The organism is Streptomyces monomycini, assembly GCF_022271435.1.
Lineage (GTDB): Bacteria > Actinomycetota > Actinomycetes > Streptomycetales > Streptomycetaceae > Streptomyces > Streptomyces monomycini.
The window spans coordinates 17,008-34,485 of sequence record NZ_JAFIQY010000036.1 but is presented as its reverse complement, the minus strand read 5'-3'; the positions used below and the strand labels follow the sequence as shown (position 1 = coordinate 34,485).

At 71.3% G+C, this 17,478-nt stretch carries 15 protein-coding genes; 8 read left to right on the top strand and 7 right to left on the bottom strand.

Going from position 1 to position 17,478, the window contains the following annotated elements; translation table 11 throughout:
- Nucleotides 1–5: 5 nt before the first annotated feature.
- From JXZ78_RS30480 to JXZ78_RS30465, 4 genes are read right to left on the bottom strand one after another with little or no spacing between them, the layout of a single operon-like run.
- A complete protein-coding gene (locus tag JXZ78_RS30480) occupies nt 6–341 on the bottom strand; it encodes a non-heme iron oxygenase ferredoxin subunit (RefSeq protein WP_030021261.1) in 336 nt (111 codons plus the stop codon).
- Nucleotides 338–1,522: a Fe-S cluster assembly protein SufD gene (gene sufD / locus JXZ78_RS30475; protein WP_030021260.1), complete on the bottom strand. Its 1,185-nt coding sequence runs from the start codon at nt 1,520–1,522 to the stop codon at nt 338–340. The genes JXZ78_RS30480 and sufD overlap by 4 nt, the downstream gene beginning before the upstream one ends.
- Before the next feature lie 58 nt (nt 1,523–1,580).
- Nucleotides 1,581–3,002: a Fe-S cluster assembly protein SufB gene (gene sufB / locus JXZ78_RS30470; RefSeq protein WP_030021259.1), complete on the bottom strand. Its 1,422-nt coding sequence runs from the start codon at nt 3,000–3,002 to the stop codon at nt 1,581–1,583.
- The gene (locus JXZ78_RS30465; protein WP_030021258.1) at nt 2,999–3,847 is read right to left on the bottom strand and encodes a helix-turn-helix transcriptional regulator; all 849 of its coding nucleotides are present in this window, start codon (nt 3,845–3,847) and stop codon (nt 2,999–3,001) included. The genes sufB and JXZ78_RS30465 overlap by 4 nt, the downstream gene beginning before the upstream one ends.
- A 359-nt stretch (nt 3,848–4,206) precedes the next feature.
- On the opposite strand from JXZ78_RS30465, the gene JXZ78_RS30460 reads away from it, so the two are divergent.
- The 3 genes from JXZ78_RS30460 to JXZ78_RS30450 all read left to right on the top strand — a co-directional run bounded on the left by JXZ78_RS30460 (nt 4,207) and on the right by JXZ78_RS30450 (nt 7,152).
- Nucleotides 4,207–5,169, top strand: coding sequence for an ABC transporter ATP-binding protein (locus JXZ78_RS30460; protein ID WP_030021257.1), 963 nt, complete (start codon nt 4,207–4,209; stop codon nt 5,167–5,169).
- Complete coding sequence (locus JXZ78_RS30455; protein WP_030021256.1) at nt 5,166–5,972, top strand: ABC transporter permease; 807 nt, start codon at nt 5,166–5,168, stop codon at nt 5,970–5,972. The genes JXZ78_RS30460 and JXZ78_RS30455 overlap by 4 nt, the downstream gene beginning before the upstream one ends.
- A gap of 139 nt (nt 5,973–6,111) precedes the next feature.
- Nucleotides 6,112–7,152 carry a COX15/CtaA family protein gene (locus JXZ78_RS30450; protein WP_030021255.1) on the top strand — a complete coding sequence of 347 codons (1,041 nt, stop codon included), beginning with the start codon at nt 6,112–6,114 and terminating at the stop codon, nt 7,150–7,152.
- On the opposite strand, the gene JXZ78_RS30445 is transcribed toward JXZ78_RS30450, so the two are convergent.
- The 3 genes from JXZ78_RS30445 to JXZ78_RS30435 all read right to left on the bottom strand — a co-directional run bounded on the left by JXZ78_RS30445 (nt 7,116) and on the right by JXZ78_RS30435 (nt 9,769).
- The gene (locus JXZ78_RS30445) at nt 7,116–8,171 is read right to left on the bottom strand and encodes an amidohydrolase (RefSeq protein ID WP_030021254.1); all 1,056 of its coding nucleotides are present in this window, start codon (nt 8,169–8,171) and stop codon (nt 7,116–7,118) included. The genes JXZ78_RS30450 and JXZ78_RS30445 overlap by 37 nt on opposite strands.
- Before the next feature lie 140 nt (nt 8,172–8,311).
- Nucleotides 8,312–8,695, bottom strand: coding sequence for a hypothetical protein (locus JXZ78_RS30440; protein WP_030021253.1), 384 nt, complete (start codon nt 8,693–8,695; stop codon nt 8,312–8,314).
- 120 nt (nt 8,696–8,815) lie between these two features.
- Nucleotides 8,816–9,769 (bottom strand): heme o synthase, encoded by a 954-nt coding sequence (locus JXZ78_RS30435; protein WP_030021252.1) that lies wholly within the window; start codon nt 9,767–9,769, stop codon nt 8,816–8,818.
- Between the two features lie 518 nt (nt 9,770–10,287).
- On the opposite strand from JXZ78_RS30435, the gene tkt reads away from it, so the two are divergent.
- The 5 genes from tkt to pgl are packed head-to-tail and all read left to right on the top strand — an operon-like array spanning nt 10,288 to nt 16,953.
- Nucleotides 10,288–12,366 carry a transketolase gene (tkt, locus tag JXZ78_RS30430; protein WP_030021251.1) on the top strand — a complete coding sequence of 693 codons (2,079 nt, stop codon included), beginning with the start codon at nt 10,288–10,290 and terminating at the stop codon, nt 12,364–12,366.
- A 35-nt stretch (nt 12,367–12,401) separates the two neighbouring features.
- On the top strand, nt 12,402–13,520 hold the full coding sequence (tal, locus tag JXZ78_RS30425; RefSeq protein ID WP_030021250.1) for a transaldolase: 1,119 nt from the start codon (nt 12,402–12,404) through the stop codon (nt 13,518–13,520).
- 6 nt (nt 13,521–13,526) lie between these two features.
- On the top strand, nt 13,527–15,050 hold the full coding sequence (gene zwf / locus JXZ78_RS30420) for a glucose-6-phosphate dehydrogenase (RefSeq protein WP_030021249.1): 1,524 nt from the start codon (nt 13,527–13,529) through the stop codon (nt 15,048–15,050).
- Nucleotides 15,047–16,174, top strand: a complete 1,128-nt coding sequence (gene opcA / locus JXZ78_RS30415; protein ID WP_238783470.1) for a glucose-6-phosphate dehydrogenase assembly protein OpcA — start codon at nt 15,047–15,049, stop codon at nt 16,172–16,174. The genes zwf and opcA overlap by 4 nt, the downstream gene beginning before the upstream one ends.
- Nucleotides 16,171–16,953: a 6-phosphogluconolactonase gene (gene pgl / locus JXZ78_RS30410; RefSeq protein WP_030021247.1), complete on the top strand. Its 783-nt coding sequence runs from the start codon at nt 16,171–16,173 to the stop codon at nt 16,951–16,953. Before opcA ends, pgl begins: the two co-directional genes overlap by 4 nt.
- The last annotated feature ends 525 nt before the right edge of the window (nt 16,954–17,478 follow it).

Here is a 17,478-nt window from a genome sequence, read left to right as displayed (position 1 = left end):
GGGACTCAGGACTCCTGGGTGACGGAGACGAGCACGGAAGCGTCCGCGCCTTCTCCTTCGATCTTTACGGGGTATACGGGGACGGGCTGCGTGGCGGGGAGCCCGGACGGCTTGCCGGTGCGCAGGTCGAAGCTGGAGCCGTGCAGCCAGCACTCGATCGCGCAGTCGTCCACCTCGCCCTCGGACAGGGAGACGTTCGCGTGCGAGCAGATGTCGTTGATCGCGAACACCTCCCCGTCGGTGCGGACGAGGGAGACCGGCACGCCGTCGATCTCGACACGCTTGGGGCTGTCCTCCTCCAGGTCGGCCAGCCCGCAGGCGCGTACGTAGGCCGGGCTCATGCCACGGACGCTTCCAGCTCGGCCTCGATCTTGGCGATCAGGCGCTCCTCGACGTCCGGCAGGCCGATCTGCTGGACGAGCTCGGTGAAGAAGCCGCGGACGACCAGCCGGCGGGCCTCGTCGGCCGGGATGCCGCGGGCCATCAGGTAGAACAGCTGCTCGTCGTCGAAGCGGCCGGTCGCCGAGGCGTGGCCGGCGCCGACGATCTCGCCGGTCTCGATCTCCAGGTTGGGCACCGAGTCGACCCGCGCGCCGTCGGTCAGCACGAGGTTGCGGTTGAGCTCGTAGGTGTCCGTGCCGGTGGCGGCGGCCCGGATGAGCACGTCGCCGATCCAGACGGCGTGCGCGTCCTGGCCCTGGAGGGCGCCCTTGTAGACGACGTTGGAGCGGCAGTTGGCCGCCTCGTGGTCGACGAAGAGGCGGTGCTCCTGGTGCTGGCCGTTGTCGGTGAAGTACAGACCGTAGAACTCGGCCTCACCGCCGGGGGCCGCGTAGGTGACACGCGGGTGCAGCCGGACCACGTCGCCGCCGAAGGTGACGACCACGGACTTGAAGCCGGCGTCCCGGCCGACCAGCGCGTTGTGCTGGCCGACGTGGACGGCGGTGTCGTCCCAGTCCTGCACGGAGACGACGGTCAGCTTGGCGCCGTCGCCGATGAGGTAGTCGACGTTGGCGGCGAGCGTCGCGTCGCCGGTGTGGTCGATGACGACGACGGCCTCGGCGAACGCGCCCAGCTCGATGACCTGGTGGCCGTAGGCCGTGCCGCCCTCGCCGTGCACCGCGATGCGGATCGGCTCGGTGAGCACCGTCTCCTTGGGCACCGTGATGACGGACGCCTTCTCGAAGGAGCTGTACGCCTGGGCGGCGATCCGGTCGACGGGCTTGCCGGCCTTGCCGACCCGCGGGTCGTCGCGCTCGACGAGCTCGTGGGTGACGCCCTCGGGCGCCGTGATGTCGATCTTCAGGTCGGCGCCGGACGCGACGGCGGTGCCGTCGTGCAGGCCCTTCAGGCGCGCGAGGGGGGTGAAGCGCCACTCCTCCTCGCGGCCGTGCGGCACCGGGAAGTCCGCCACGTCGTAGGACGGCGGGGCGCTCATCCGGGTGGCGACGGTGGACTCGGCGGCCACCGCGATCGAACCGGTGGTCGTGGACCCCGCCGGGATTGTCTGAGCCTCAGCCATGGCTGTCGTGGTGCTCTCTTCCTCGTGAGAATTCAGTCGCTGCGTTGCGCGGAGGGCGTCAGCCGACCGCGCCTTCCATCTGCAGCTCGATCAGCCGGTTCAGCTCCAGCGCGTACTCCATGGGCAGCTCGCGGGCGATCGGCTCGACGAAGCCGCGCACGATCATCGCCATCGCCTCGTCCTCGGACAGGCCGCGCGCCATCAGGTAGAAGAGCTGGTCGTCGCTGACCTTGGAGACGGTCGCCTCGTGGCCCATGGTGACGTCGTCCTCGCGGACGTCCACGTACGGGTAGGTGTCCGAGCGGGAGACGGTGTCGACGAGCAGGGCGTCGCACAGCACGTTGGACTTGGAGCCCTCGGCGCCCTCGCCGATCTCGATCAGGCCGCGGTAGGACGTACGGCCGCCGCCCCGCGCCACCGACTTGGAGACGATGTTGGAGGACGTACGGGGGGCCATGTGGACCATCTTGGCGCCCGCGTCCTGGTGCTGGCCCTCGCCCGCGAAGGCGATGGACAGGGTCTCGCCCTTGGCGTGCTCGCCCATCAGGTAGACGGCCGGGTACTTCATCGTGACCTTGGAGCCGATGTTGCCGTCGACCCACTCCATGGTCGCGCCCTCGTAGGCGACGGCGCGCTTGGTGACCAGGTTGTAGACGTTGTTCGACCAGTTCTGGATCGTCGTGTAGCGGCAGCGGCCGCCCTTCTTCACGATGATCTCGACGACCGCGGAGTGCAGCGAGTCGGACTTGTAGATCGGGGCGGTGCAGCCCTCGACGTAGTGGACGTAGGCGTCCTCGTCGACGATGATCAGCGTCCGCTCGAACTGACCCATGTTCTCGGTGTTGATGCGGAAGTACGCCTGGAGCGGGATGTCCACGTGCACGCCCTTGGGGACGTAGATGAACGAGCCGCCCGACCAGACCGCGGTGTTCAGCGAGGCGAACTTGTTGTCGCCGGCCGGGATCACCGTGCCGAAGTACTCCTTGAAGAGCTCCGGGTGCTCCTTGAGCGCGGTGTCGGTGTCCAGGAACAGGACGCCCTGCTGCTCCAGGTCCTCACGGATCTGGTGGTAGACCACCTCGGACTCGTACTGCGCGGCCACACCCGCGACCAGCCGCTGCTTCTCCGCCTCGGGGATGCCCAGCTTGTCGTAGGTGTTCTTGATGTCCTCGGGCAGGTCCTCCCAGGAGGCGGCCTGCTGCTCCGTGGAACGCACGAAGTACTTGATGTTGTCGAAGTCGATGCCCGACAGGTCCGAGCCCCAGTTCGGCATGGGCTTCTTGTCGAAGAGCTTCAGGCCCTTGAGGCGGAGCTTGAGCATCCACTCAGGCTCGTTCTTCTTGCCCGAGATGTCGCGGACGACCTCCTCGGACAGGCCGCGCTTGGCGGAAGCGCCGGCCACGTCGGAGTCGGCCCAGCCGTATTCGTACGTGCCCAGGCCCTCAAGCTCAGGGTGAGCAGTCTCCGTGGGGAGAGTCATGCGGGGTTCCTCCCGGCCGTGCTTGCAGAAGCATTGGTGGTCTTGGTGGTGCGGTGGGCGGTCTTGCCGGCGGCCTCGCGGCCCTTCGGGACGAAGGTCGTGCAGACACCGTCGCCGTGGGCGATGGTGGCAAGACGTTGCACGTGGGTCCCCAGCAGGCGGGAGAAGACCTCGGTCTCCGCCTCGCACAGCTGCGGGAACTGCTCGGCGACGTGGGCGACCGGGCAGTGGTGCTGGCAGAGCTGTTCACCCAGCTGATGACTGGGCGCGCTGCGTGCCGTAGCAGCGTACCCGTCCGCGGTCAACGCCTCGGCAAGCGCCTGCGTACGTCCTTCAGGGGACGCGGACTCCACGCTCGCGCGGTAGCCCTCGGCCAGCGCGGCGAAGCGGGCGCGGGCGAACGCCGCGATCGCGGCCTCGCCCAGCTCGCCGCCGCCCGCGCTCTCCGCGATCCAGCGCAGCGCGTCGGCGGCGAGCTGGTCGTAGGACTGGTCGAAGGCGTCCCGGCCGCAGTCGGTGAGCGCGAAGACCTTGGCCGGGCGGCCGCGGGTGCGCGCGCCGTAGACGCGCTTCTCGCGGGGCTCGACCACGTTCTCCGCGACGAGGGTGTCGAGGTGGCGGCGGACGGCCGCCTGGGTCAGCTCCAGCCTGAGGGCCAGCTCGGCCGCGGTGGACGGACCGTGGTCGAGGATGGAACGCGCGACGCGGTTGCGCGTGCCCTGCTGTTCGTCGTGGTGCGGCGCGGCACCGGACGCGGACCGCGCCGAGCGTGCGGGCGCGGGGCCGTCCGGCCCGCCGGCCGGGCGGGCCGCGGTGCCTTCCTGTTCCTCGCTCGCGTATTTCACAACGCCATTGTTGCGTAATTCCTCAGGCCAAGACAACCCTCGGCGGGATCACGGACCGGTGGCCTCGATCACTTAGGGTCACCTAATCGCCGCACCGGCCCGGGCTTCGCACGAGTGTGCCGACACCCCTGTTGAGCTGCGGATTCACTGGTTCCATCGACAGCCGGAGGGGCGCCCGGCACCCCCGTCCCGGAGCCCGGATGATCTACACCCCGCAAAGGCCGCTCCACTCCCCCACCCGAAGGAGTTCGCACTTTTTGTCGCGCCGGTCCGTCTTTTCCGGTTCCTGATCCGGCAGGAGCCCGCACCTTTTCGCCCCCGCTCCTGCGGGCACCCCCGCGCTTCGTAGACTGCCGGTCATGCGCAGCGCCTCCTCCGGGGACACCCCCCGGACCCCCGGCCGTCCGCCTGCCGTCGAGGTCACCGGCCTGGTCAAGCGGTACGGGACCAAGACCGCGGTGGACGGCCTCGACCTCAGGGTCGAGGCGGGCTCGGTCACCGCCGTCCTCGGACCCAACGGCGCCGGGAAGACCACCACCGTCGAGATCTGCGAGGGCTACCGCCGCCCCGACGCGGGCACCGTCCGCGTCCTGGGCCTGGACCCGGTCGCCGACGCCGCGGCGCTACGGCCCCGTATCGGCGTGATGCTCCAGTCCGGCGGCGTCTACGCGGGCGCCCGTGCCGAGGAGATGCTGCGGCACACCGCCGGGCTGCACGCGCACCCCGTCGACGTGGACCTGCTGATGGACCGGCTGGGACTGGGCAGCTGCGGCCGTACGCATTACCGGCGGCTGTCCGGCGGGCAGCAGCAGCGGCTCGCGCTGGCCATGGCCGTCGTGGGCCGTCCCGAGCTGGTCTTCCTGGACGAGCCGACGGCCGGGCTGGACCCGCAGGCCCGGCACGCCACCTGGGACCTCGTACGGGAACTGCGCGCCGACGGCGTCAGCACCGTACTGACCACCCACTTCATGGACGAGGCCGAGCAGCTCGCCGACGACGTCGCGATCATCGACGGCGGCCGGGTGATCGCCCAGGGCAGCCCCGAGGAGCTGTGCAAGGGCGGCGCCGAGAACACCCTGCGCTTCACCGGACGGCCCGGCCTCGACCTGAACGCGCTGCTCAAGGCGCTGCCCGCGGAGAGCGCCGCGGCCGAGCTGACACCCGGCACGTACCGGGTGACCGGCACGATCGATCCGCAGCTGCTGGCGACCGTCGCCTCCTGGTGCGCGCAGCACGGCGTGCTGCCGGACGCCATAGCGGTCGAGCGGCACACCCTGGAGGACGTCTTCCTCGAACTGACCGGCAAGGAGCTGCGTTCATGACCGCCACCGGCACGACGGACGGGGGCGGCGCGGCCCGCACCGCCGGCACCTTCGCCCCCCGGCCCGGCGCGGCGCCGCTGTCCCGGATGATCCGCGCGCAGGCCCTCCTCGAAACAAAGATGCTGCTGCGCAACGGCGAGCAGCTGCTGCTGACCGTCATCATTCCGACGCTGCTGCTGGTGCTGTTCTCCGCCGTCGACATCGTCGACACGGGCGAGGGCAAGGCCGTCGACTTCCTGGCGCCCGGCATCCTGGCCCTGGCGGTGCTGTCCACCGCCTTCACCGGGCAGGCCATCGCGACCGGCTTCGAGCGCCGGTACGGGGTCCTGAAGCGGCTGGCCGCGTCGCCGCTGCCGCGCTGGGCGCTGATGACGGCGAAGACCTGTTCGGTGCTGGTGACCGAGATCCTCCAGGTCGTACTGCTGACGGTGATCGCGTTCGCGCTGGGGTGGTCCCCGCACGGCAATCCGCTGTCGGTGGTGCTGCTGCTGGTCCTCGGCACGGCGGCGTTCTCCGGCCTTGGCCTGCTGATGGCGGGCACGCTCAAGGCAGAGGCGACGCTGGCGGCGGCCAACCTCGTCTTCCTGCTGCTGCTGGTGGGCGGCGGCGTGATCGTGCCGCTGGACAAGTTCCCGGACGCGGCGCAGTCGGTGCTCGGGCTGCTGCCGATCTCCGCGCTGTCGGACGGCCTGCGGGACGTTCTCCAGCACGGCGCGGGCGTGCCGTGGGCCGACCTGGGCATCCTCGCGGTGTGGGCGGTGCTCGGGCTGGGCGCGGCGGCCAAGTTCTTCCGCTGGGAGTAGCGGCGCTTCCGGCGGCAGCAGCGGCCTCCTGCGGGGAGCAGGCCGTCGGGAACCGGTGTGACCTGCGGTTGCGCAAGAGGCCCGCGCGTTGCCCACCCCCTCGTGAAACTTTGCACAAGCCGCCGCCTACGATGGCTGCGTGCCGAACACGTGGAACCCCTTTGAGCTGATCGCGCGCCGCTGGCAGCCCAGTGCCGCCTTCGTACGGCGGGCCGCGCTGGCCACCGTCGTGATGTCCGTCGTCATCGTCGTGACCGGCGGCGCCGTCCGGCTCACCCAGTCCGGGCTGGGCTGCTCGACCTGGCCCAAGTGCACCCCGGACAGCCTGACGCCGACCTCCGCGATGGGCATCAACGGCCTCATCGAGTTCGGCAACCGCCTGCTGACGTACGTGCTGTGCGCGTTCATCGGCGTGTTCATCATCGCGGCACGGGCGCGCGCGCCCCGGCGCCGCTCGCTCACCCGGCTCGGCTGGGCGATGTTCTGGATCGTCATGGGCAACGCCGTCTGGGGCGGCATCGTCGTCCTGACCGGCCTGAACCCGTACCTCGTCGCCGCGCACTTCCTCCTCACCACCGCCCTGCTCACGGTCTCCGTGCTGGCCTGGCGGCGCGCCGCCGAGGGCGACGAGGAGCCGCGCGACCTGGTCGCCCGCCCGGTGCGCCAGCTCGCCGGGCTGCTGGTCCTGGCGACCGGCGTGCTCACCGTCATCGGCACGGTCGTCACCGGCGCCGGACCGCACGCGGGCGACGCCAAGAAGGTGCACCGCATCCCGGTGGACTGGCACGAGATCACCCAGCTGCACGTCGACTTCGTCTACATCGTCGTCGGCCTGTCGGTGGCCCTGTGGTTCACGCTGCGCGCCGTCAAGGCACCGGCCGCGCCGCGCCGCATGATGCTGGAGCTGTTCGGCTGCATCCTGCTCCAGGGCGTCATCGGCTACGTCCAGTACTTCGCGGGCCTGCCGGAGATCGTCGTCGGCCTGCACATGCTCGTCTCGACGCTGGTGTGGATCTGCGTGCTGCGCATCTACCTGGCGCTGCGTGACCGCGGCCCCGTACCGGCCGGTACGGGCGACTCCCCCGCCGACGGCGTCGGCACCGCTGCGGCCGCGAGCGCCGAGGTGCCCGCCCCCGCCGCACCTCAGCCGGCCGCCGGCACCTCCTCCTCCAGCCGGTAGACGCGGCGCGCGGTCCCGGACGCGACCATGGCGGCGATCCGCCCCGCGTCCGCCCGCGCGCACATGCCCTCCTCCGCCCACTCCCGTACGACCCGCTCGACGGCCCGTACGAAGAAGCGCGCGCCCGTCACGTACAGCTCGGGCAGCGCCCGCGCCCCTGTAGAGAACATCAGCTTGCCGAACGGGGCCTGCCTGAGCGTTTCCCCGGGGTCCGGCCCGGCGTCCGCGTAGACGTGCGGATGGACCGCGGCCAGCTGCGCCGCACGGCGGTGGTGCGGCGGCCGGGGCAGCAGCACCAGGTCCGTACCGATACCGGTGGTGGCCTGGAGGAATCCCGCCAGCGGCAGCGGGTCGGGACCGTGCAGCTGTACGGGTACGCCGGTGGCGACCGCGCTCCACAGCAGGTGCCGCAGCAGCGACGGCTCGGTCAATCGCTCCCCCGGCCTGCGGCCCCGCAGCCATCGTTCGGCCGCGCGCCGCACCTCGGCCGCCTCGGGGGCGCGGCCCTCGCAGAAGGCGGCGCCGGAGGCGAAGGCGGTGGCGTCCTGGGCGGCCGCGTAGATCGCTTCCGCCGTGTAGCCGACGAAGGAGCCGACGCTGCCGGAGGTGTCCGCGATCTGCTCGGCGAGCGGTTCGAGCCGTACGACCTCGTGGGCGCCCGCCTCCGCTGCGGCGGCCAGCTCACCGGCCGTGGTCAGCTCGCTGGGAGCGCCGGTCTCCAGCAGGAACGTTCCGATACCGGCGCCGCGCAGCAGTAGGCGGCTCGCGTGGAAGGCGCCCAGCTCCCGCCTGCGGGCCAGATAGCGGGCGGGCGGACAGTGCGCCTCCAGGCCCAGCAGGGGCGGGCACCAGCGGCGTACGCCGAGGCCGGTCCAGCTGTCGAAGAAGGTGGTGCCGGCCGGTGCCGGGCCGTGGCCGCCCGAGGCGGCGGCCAGATGCGCCTCGAAGGCGCCGAGCCCCAGGTCCCCGTGGAGCGCGCCGTGGCTGTGCTGGTCCACGAGCGGTGGCAGTCGGTCCATCCGCCCCTCCTCGCTGAAGCCTCCCGGGACCGAAGGCGCCCACGGCGCCGAAAGCCCACCCGGCGCGGCACGGTCGCCGCCCCTGGTGGGCTCAACGGACGACGCGGCCGTCAGGTAGCGGGCCCGGCCCGGCCCCGGCCTCAGGGGTTGGCCGGGCCACCCACCTGGATGCCCGCCATCCGCGACCATTCGTACGGACCGGTGCGTACCTTGGCCGCCAGCTCGCCGTCGAACTCCTCGTGCAGGGTGACCCCGGCCCGCTCGGCCGCGGCCCGTGCGACGTCCTGTGTCCCGGCGACGAGGTTGCCCCACTGGCCGTCGGCGCCGACCAGCGCGATCCGGACGCTGCCGCGGGCGATGTGGGCGAGCTGGCCGTCGGCGCTGCCGCCGTGGGAGGCGGCGAACGCCGCGATGTCCTTGGCCAGCCGGGCAGTCCGCCGCTCGGCCCGCTTGTCCGCCCGGCCCGGCGCGGGCTGCCCGCCGGCCTGCTCGTCCGCCGTGTCCGCCTGCTGAATGTCTGCCATGGACAGAATGCTACCCGCCGGTAATCAGCGGCGGAAGGGCCGTCCGGGGCACCGCGCACACGCCGCGGGCCCGCCACGAACGGATCGTGACGGGCCCGGCGGACATCTCGGCGCAAGCTCCTACCAGCGCAGGAACGGGTCCACGGCGATGGCGACGAACAGCAGCGACACATAGGTGATCGACCAGTGGAACAGCCGCATCTCCTTCAGCTTGGCCCCGGTGATCCCGGCCTTGGCGCGGGCCTGGAGACCGTGCGCCTCCTTCAGCCAGAAGGCGCCGCAGAGCACCGCCACCACCGTGTAGAACCAGCCGGTGTAGCCGAGCGGCTGGAGGAGCAGCGACACCAGGACCATCACCCAGCTGTACGCCACGATCTGCCGCGCCACGGCCTTGTTGCCCGCGATGACCGGCAGCATCGGCACGCCGACCCGCTCGTAGTCGTCCTTGGCCTTCATCGACAGCGGCCAGTAGTGCGGCGGCGTCCAGAAGAAGATGACGAGGAAGAGGACGGCGGAGGCCCAGGAGACGGTGTTGGTCACCGCGGACCAGCCGATGAAGACCGGCATGCAGCCCGCGATGCCGCCCCAGACGATGTTCTGCGCGGTACGCCGCTTGAGGATCATCGTGTAGACGACGACGTAGAACAGCAGGGCCGCGAGCGACAGCACCGCCGACAGCGGGTTGACCAGGAACCAGAACCAGGCCGTCGAGCCGACCGCCAGTGCGGTCGCGAAGACCAGGCACTCGCGGGGCGAGACCATTCCGGTGACCAGCGGCCGCTGCGAGGTGCGGTCCATCAGGGCGTCGATGTCGCGGTCGATGTACATGTTGTACGCGGCCGCGCCGCCGGCGGAGAGATAGCCGCCCACACAGGTGGCCAGCACCAGCCAGAGGTCGGGGACACCACCGGCCGCCAGGAACATCACCGGCACCGTCGTCATGAGCAGCAGCTCGATGACGCGCGGCTTGGTCAGCGCCACGAACGCCTTGACACGGGCCCCGAACGGACGGTGACCTGAACCCTGCGGGCCCTGGGCTAGGACCCCGGCAGGACGGGATTCGACGGCCGTCACGCACACCCCTGGAAGTAACATCAGCGGCTTGCGCCGCGAAGATAAGGCCAGCAAGCGTTCCCGGCCGTGAAGACCCGGTTAAGGCTTGCGCGTACCACGCCACTTTAGACGTTGGCCATACGACGGCCTTCGCGGGGGTGGGGTCGTGTTGAGGGGGTACCGGGGTCAGTGGGGCCGTACCCCCGGCGAGTCCCTGGGCGTGCCGCGCCCCGGCCCCGGCACCCTCCCGTGCCCCGCCGCCGCCGCGCACGGGCGCGCCTCCGTGGGCGCTTCGCCCGCCGTTCACGCCGTTCAGGAGGCGAAGGCGGGCGCCGCCCGGCAGTCTGGAGTGGTGGCCGTCTCGTCCGGGGCGGGAATGTCCGGAGTCCGGATTTGGTTGCCTAAGGCGTCGAGTTTCCCCGGGTGAGCCGTCGACGCTCCGTCGAAAAGACGGCCGTGGATGCAGGGGTAGGCTCGACAACGCCCGGCGGACAAACCGTCCCCGGCATTCGACATGTGGAGAGGAGCCCTGACTCAGGGTGAGCACCAAGCCGACCACCACAGATTTCGAGTGGACCGACCTGGACCAGCGGGCCGTCGATACCGTCCGCGTCCTGGCCATGGATTCCGTGCAGAAGGTCGGTAACGGCCATCCGGGTACCGCCATGAGCCTCGCGCCGGCCGCTTACGTTCTCTTCCAGAAGCTGATGCGGCACGACCCGGCGGACGCGAAGTGGGCCGGCCGCGACCGGTTCGTCCTCTCCGCGGGCCACTCCAGCCTGACCCTCTACATCCAGCTCTACCTGGCCGGCTACGGCCTGGAGCTGGACGACCTGAAGGCCTTCCGCACCTGGGGCTCGAAGACCCCCGGTCACCCGGAGTACGGCCACACGGTCGGCGTGGAGACCACGACCGGCCCGCTCGGCCAGGGTGTCGCCAACGGCGTGGGCATGGCCATGGCCGCCCGCTACGAGCGCGGCCTGTTCGACCCGGAGGCGGCGCCCGGCACCTCGCCGTTCGACCACACCGTCTGGGTCATCGCCGGTGACGGCTGCCTCCAGGAGGGCGTCTCGGCCGAGGCCTCCTCGCTCGCGGGCCACCAGAAGCTCGGCAACCTCGTACTGCTGTGGGACGACAACCACATCTCCATCGAGGGCGACACCGAGACCGCGGTCTCCGAGGACACGATCAAGCGCTACGAGTCGTACGGCTGGCACGTCCAGCGCGTCGACCAGCTGCCCAGCGGTGACCTCGACCCGGTGGGCCTGGCCAAGGCCCTGAAGGCGGCCCAGGAGGAGACCGAGCGTCCCTCGTTCATCGCGGCCCGCTCGATCATCGCCTGGCCCGCCCCGAACGCCCAGAACACCGAGGCCGCGCACGGCTCCGCGCTGGGTGCCGAAGAGGTCGCGGCCACCAAGAAGGTGCTGGGCTTCGACCCGGAGAAGTCCTTCGAGGTCTCCGACGAGGTCATCGAGCACACCCGCGCCGCCTGGAAGCGCGGCAGCGAGGCGCACGCCGCGTGGGACGAGAAGCTCGACGCCTGGCGCGCGGCCAACCCGGAGCGCGCCGCCCAGTTCGACCGCATCCAGGCGGGCGAGCTGCCGGACGGCTGGGAGAAGGCGCTGCCCGCCTTCGAGACCGGCAAGGGCGTCGCCACCCGCGCCGCCTCCGGCAAGGTCCTCCAGGCGCTGGGCGCGGTCGTGCCCGAGCTGTGGGGCGGCTCCGCCGACCTCGCCGGCTCGAACAACACCACGATCGACAAGAACTCGTCGTTCCTGCCCGAGGGCAACCCGCTGCCCGAGGCCAGCCCGTACGGCCGCACGGTCCACTACGGCATCCGCGAGCACGCCATGGGCTCGACCATGAACGGCATCGCGCTGCACGGCAACACCCGCATCTACGGCGGCACCTTCCTGGTGTTCTCCGACTACATGCGCCCCGCCGTCCGGCTCGCCGCGCTCATGCAACTGCCGGTGACCTACGTGTGGACGCACGACTCCATCGGTCTCGGCGAGGACGGCCCGACCCACCAGCCGGTCGAGCACCTGTCCGCGCTGCGCGCCATCCCGGGCCTGAACATCGTCCGCCCGGCCGACGCCAACGAGACCGCCACCGCCTGGGCCGAGATCCTGCGCCGCCACCAGAGCAAGCCGGCGCCGCACGGCCTCGCGCTCACCCGCCAGGGCGTACCGACGTACGAGGCGAACCCCGCCGCGGCCAAGGGCGGCTACGTGCTGTTCGAGGCCGAGGGCGGCGAGCCGCAGGTCATCCTGATCGGCACCGGCTCCGAGGTGCAGCTCGCCGTCGAGGCGCGCGAGGCGCTGCAGGCCGAGGGCATTCCGACGCGCGTCGTCTCGATGCCGTCGGTCGAGTGGTTCGAGGAGCAGGACCAGGGGTACCGCGACAGCGTGCTGCTGCCGACGGTCAAGGCCCGGGTCGCGGTCGAGGCCGGCATCGGTCTGACCTGGCACCGCTACGTGGGCGCCCAGGGCCGCATCGTCTCGCTGGAGCACTTCGGTGCCTCGGCGGACGCCAAGGTCCTCTTCCACGAGTTCGGCTTCACCGCCGACGCGGTCGCCACGGCGGCCCGGGAATCCCTCGCAGCGGCCCAGCGCTGACGCCCGTACACGATCAAGTAGGAGATGCAAACCCCATGACAGACGCACTCAAGCGCCTCTCCGACGAAGGCGTCGCGATCTGGCTGGACGACCTGTCCCGCAAGCGGATCACGTCCGGCAACCTGGCCGAGCTGATCGACCAGCAGCACGTCGTCGGTGTCACCACCAACCCGTCGATCTTCCAGAAGGCCATCTCGCAGGGCGACGGGTACGACACCCAGCTCACCGACCTCGCGGCCCGCAAGGTGACCGTCGAGGAAGCCATCCGGATGATCACCACGGCGGACGTCCGGGACGCGGCCGACATCCTGCGCCCGGTCTTCGACGCCACCGACGGCCAGGACGGCCGGGTCTCCATCGAGGTCGACCCGCGCCTGGCGCACGACACCCGCGCCACCGTCGCCGAGGCCAAGCAGCTGGCCTGGCTGGTGGACCGCCCCAACGCGCTGATCAAGATCCCGGCCACCAAGGCGGGCCTCCCGGCGATCACCGAGACGATCGCCCGGGGCATCAGCGTCAACGTCACGCTGATCTTCTCGCTGGAGCGCTACCGCGCGGTCATGGACGCCTACCTGGAGGGCCTGGAGAAGGCCAAGGCCGCGGGCCTGGACCTGTCCAAGATCCACTCGGTGGCTTCCTTCTTCGTGTCCCGCGTGGACACCGAGACCGACAAGCGTCTGGACGCGATCGGCACCGACGAGGCCAAGGCCCTGAAGAGCAAGGCCGCCGTCGCCAACGCGCGCCTGGCCTACCAGGCGTACGAGGAGGTCTTCTCCTCGGACCGCTGGAACGCGCTGGACAAGGCGCACGCCAACAAGCAGCGTCCGCTGTGGGCCTCGACCGGCGTCAAGGACCCGTCGCTCAAGGACACCATGTACGTCGAGGAGCTGGTGGCGCCGAACACGGTCAACACCATGCCCGAGGCCACCCTGGAAGCCACCGGCGACCACGGCGAGATCTCCGGCGACAAGGTGCGCGGCAGCTACGAGCAGGCGCAGGCCGACCTCGACGCGCTGAAGAAGCTCGGCATCTCGTACGACGACGTCGTGCAGGTGCTGGAGGACGAGGGCGTCGAGAAGTTCGAGGCGTCCTGGAACGACCTGCTCAAGTCCACTGAGGCGGAGCTCAAGCGCCTCGCTCCTTCGGAGGGCTGACCCACCTTGTCCAGCAGCAATCCGCTGCGTGACGCCGCGGACCGACGGCTCCCGCGTATCGCGGGGCCGTCGGGCCTGGTCATCTTCGGCGTCACGGGCGATTTGTCCCGTAAAAAGCTGATGCCTGCCGTCTACGACCTGGCGAACCGCGGGCTGCTGCCGCCGGGCTTCTCCCTCATCGGCTTCGCCCGCCGCGAGTGGGAGCACCAGGACTTCGCGCAGGAGGTGTACGAGGCCGTCAAACAGCACTCCCGTACACCGTTCCGCGAAGAGGTCTGGCAGCAGCTCGTCCAGGGCTGCCGGTTCGTCCAGGGCAACTTCGACGACGACGAGGCCTTCGAGACCCTCAAGGACACCATCGAGGAACTCGACAAGGCCCAGGGCACCGGCGGCAACTTCGCCTTCTACCTGTCCGTGCCGCCCAAGTTCTTCCCCACGGTCGTCCAGCAGCTCAAGAAGCACGGCCTGGCCGACCAGCAGGGCGACTGCTGGCGCCGCGCGGTCATCGAGAAGCCCTTCGGCCACGACCTGGCCAGCGCCCAGGAACTGAACCGCATCGTCCACGAGGTCTTCCCGCCCGAGTCGGTCTTCCGGATCGACCACTACCTGGGCAAGGAGACGGTCCAGAACATCCTGGCGCTGCGCTTCGCCAACACCCTCTTCGAGCCGCTCTGGAACCGGTCCTACGTCGACCACATCCAGATCACCATGGCCGAGGACATCGGCATCGGCGGCCGCGCGGGCTACTACGACGGCATCGGCGCCGCGCGTGACGTCATCCAGAACCACCTCCTCCAGCTGCTCGCGCTGACCGCCATGGAGGAGCCCGCCTCCTTCGACGCGGACGCGCTGGTCGCCGAGAAGACCAAGGTGCTCGGTGCCGTACGGCTCCCCGCCGACCTGGGCAAGGAGACCGTCCGCGCCCAGTACGCGGCCGGCTGGCAGGGCGGCGAGAAGGTCGTCGGCTACCTGGAGGAGGACGGCATCGACCCGAACTCCCGTACCGACACCTACGCCGCGATCAAGCTGGAGGTGGACAACCGCCGCTGGGCGGGCGTCCCCTTCTACCTGCGCACCGGCAAGCGCCTGGGCCGCCGCGTCACGGAGATCGCGGTCGTCTTCCAGCGCGCGCCGCACTCCCCCTTCGACCACACCGCCACCGAAGAACTGGGCGCGAACGCCCTGGTCATCCGCGTCCAGCCGGACGAGGGCGTGACCATGCGCTTCGGGTCGAAGGTGCCCGGCACCTCCATGGAGGTACGGGACGTCTCGATGGACTTTGCCTACGGCGAGTCCTTCACCGAGTCCAGCCCGGAGGCATACGAGCGCCTGATCCTGGACGTCCTGCTCGGTGACGCCAACCTCTTCCCGCGCGTCGAGGAGGTCGAGCAGTCCTGGCGGATTCTCGACCCGATCGAGGAGTACTGGGACGAGCACGGCAAGCCCGCGCAGTACACGGCCGGGACCTGGGGACCGGACGAGGCGGACGAAATGCTCGCACGAGACGGACGGAGCTGGCGTCGGCCATGAAGATCGATCTGACGGAAACCACGGCCAGCAAGGTCAACAAGGCGCTGGTCCAGGGCCGTCGTACCATCGGCACCCCCGCCATCGGCATGGTGCTCACCCTCGTCATCGTCACCGACGAGGAGAACGCCTACGACGCCCTGAAGGCCGCCAACGAGGCGTCCCGCGAGCACCCCTCGCGCACCCTCGTCGTCATCAAGCGCGTCAGCCGGTCGCCCCGCGACCGCGCCAAGGCCCGCCTGGACGCCGAGGTCCGCGTCGGCGCGGACGCCGGTACGGGTGAGACGGTCGTCCTGCGGCTCTACGGCGAGGCCATCAACCACGCCCAGTCCGTGGTCCTGCCGCTGCTCCTGCCGGACGCCCCGGTCGTCGTGTGGTGGCCGGTCAACGCCCCGGTGGACGCGGCACGCGACCCGCTCGGGGCGCTCGCCCAGCGGCGTGTCACCGACATGTACACCGCCGAGAACCCGATCCGGGAGCTGGCCGAGCGCGCCGACGCGTACTCGCCCGGCGACACGGACCTGTCCTGGACCCGCATCACGCCCTGGCGCTCGATGCTGGCCGCGGCGCTCGACCAGCTGCCCTGCAAGGTCGCCGAGGTCGAGGTCGAGGGCGAGGAGTTCAACCCCAGCGTCGAACTCCTCGGCATGTGGCTCGCGGACCGCCTCGGCGTCCCCGTCCGACGGCTCCTCTCGGCCGGCCCCGGCCTGACGGCCGTCCGGATGGAGACCGACTGCGGCCCGGTCGCGCTCGACCGCGCGGACGGCTCGCTGGCCACGCTCTCCATGCAGGGCCAGCCCGACCGCAACGTCGCGCTCAAGCGGCGCGAGACCTCGGAACTCCTGGCGGAGGAGCTGCGCCGGCTCGACCCGGACGACACGTACGCCTCGGCGCTGAAGTACGGCGTCGACCGGCTCGGCGAGCCGCAGCGGGCACAGACGCCGCTGGCGGCGAGGGCGGCCGAGTCGTCCGACGAACCGGCTCCCGCTGACGCGGCGGATCCGGCGAAGGCGGCGGACACCAAGTCCGAGGCGTCGGAGGGCTCCGAGTCCTCCGGCACCAAGGCCAAGGCGCCCGCCAAGAAGTCCGCCTCCAAGAAGGCGGCCTCCAAGGCGGCATCCGAGTGAGCGCGCCGCAGGTCGTCGTCCACCGCGACAAGGAGCTGATGGCCAAGGCCGCGGCGGCCCGGCTGATCACGAAGATCGTGGACGCGCAGGCCGCCCGCGGCACCGCCTCCATCGTCCTGACGGGCGGCCGCAACGGCAACGGGCTGCTCGCGGCCCTCGCCGAGGCGCCCGCCCGGGACGCGGTGGCCTGGGACCGGGTGGACCTGTGGTGGGGCGACGACCGGTTCCTGCCGTACGAGGACCCGGAACGCAACTACACGCAGGCCCGCAAGGTCCTGCTGGACAGCGTTCAGCTGGACCCGACGCGGGTGCACGCGATGCCCCCGTCCCACGGCGCGTGGGGCAACGACGCGGACGCCGCGGCGGAGGCGTACGCGGCCGAGCTGAGCGACGCTGCGCTCCCCGGGGACCACGGTCACGTCCCGTCCTTCGACGTCCTCATGCTGGGCGTCGGCCCGGACACCCACGTCGCGTCGCTCTTCCCGGAGCTGCCGGCCGTCCGTGAGACGCAACGCACGGTCGTCGCCGTACACGGCGCCCCCAAGCCCCCGCCCACCCGCCTCTCCCTCACCCTGCCCGCGATCCGCGCGGCACGGGAGGTCTGGCTGCTGGCGGCGGGCGAGGACAAGGCGAAGGCCGTGGCGATGGCGCTCTCCGGCGCCGGGGAGATCCAGGCTCCGGCCGCGGGCGCGTACGGCCGCAGCCGCACCCTGTGGCTCCTCGACAAGGCGGCCGCCACGCAACTGCCGCGCGGGCTGTATCCGCCGGCTTCGGCCTGACACCGCCGAACGAAGCACGCCGAACGGCCCCGTTCCCGGGTGGGAGCGGGGCCGTTCGGCGTGGTGTCCAACTGAGCAAGGGGGTTTCGGCGCCTGGTGGCGGGCTGGGCGCCGTGGCCGACTCCCTGCCCTTACCGGGCGGCGCTCCCCGTACCGGGGTACGGGACCGGCCCTACGGACTTCGTCCTACGGCCCGCCCCCTTCCGTCGTATGGCGACGAACGGCCGGTGGGGGCAGACGTCCCCCACCCACGCCGCGAAAGCCGACCGTGTACGGGAGGGTGCGGGACCGTAGGACGAAGTCCGTAGGGCCCGGGCCCGCGCCACGGTCGGGCTGCCCGCGGTACGGCGGAGTTTCGGCGCCCGACGGCGGGTTGGACTCCGTGGCCGACTGGCTGCCTGTGCTGGGCGGCGCCTCCCGTACCGGGGTACGGGACCGGGCCTCCAGACTCCGTCCTACGGCCCGCCCCCTCCCGTCGTACGGCGACGGACGGCCGGTGGGGGCAGGCGTCCCCCCACCCTCGTA

Excerpts from the sequence above, each read along its gene's own strand:
- JXZ78_RS30480 (WP_030021261.1), bottom strand. The coding sequence starts at position 341 with ATGAGCCCGGCCTACGTACGCGCCTGCGGGCTGGCCGACCTGGAGGAG.
- sufD (WP_030021260.1), bottom strand. The coding sequence starts at position 1,522 with ATGGCTGAGGCTCAGACAATCCCGGCGGGGTCCACGACCACCGGTTCG.
- sufB (WP_030021259.1), bottom strand. The coding sequence starts at position 3,002 with ATGACTCTCCCCACGGAGACTGCTCACCCTGAGCTTGAGGGCCTGGGC.
- JXZ78_RS30460 (WP_030021257.1), top strand. The coding sequence starts at position 4,207 with ATGCGCAGCGCCTCCTCCGGGGACACCCCCCGGACCCCCGGCCGTCCG.
- JXZ78_RS30455 (WP_030021256.1), top strand. The coding sequence starts at position 5,166 with ATGACCGCCACCGGCACGACGGACGGGGGCGGCGCGGCCCGCACCGCC.
- JXZ78_RS30445 (WP_030021254.1), bottom strand. The coding sequence starts at position 8,171 with ATGGACCGACTGCCACCGCTCGTGGACCAGCACAGCCACGGCGCGCTC.
- JXZ78_RS30440 (WP_030021253.1), bottom strand. The coding sequence starts at position 8,695 with ATGGCAGACATTCAGCAGGCGGACACGGCGGACGAGCAGGCCGGCGGG.
- tal (WP_030021250.1), top strand. The coding sequence starts at position 12,402 with ATGACAGACGCACTCAAGCGCCTCTCCGACGAAGGCGTCGCGATCTGG.
- opcA (WP_238783470.1), top strand. The coding sequence starts at position 15,047 with ATGAAGATCGATCTGACGGAAACCACGGCCAGCAAGGTCAACAAGGCG.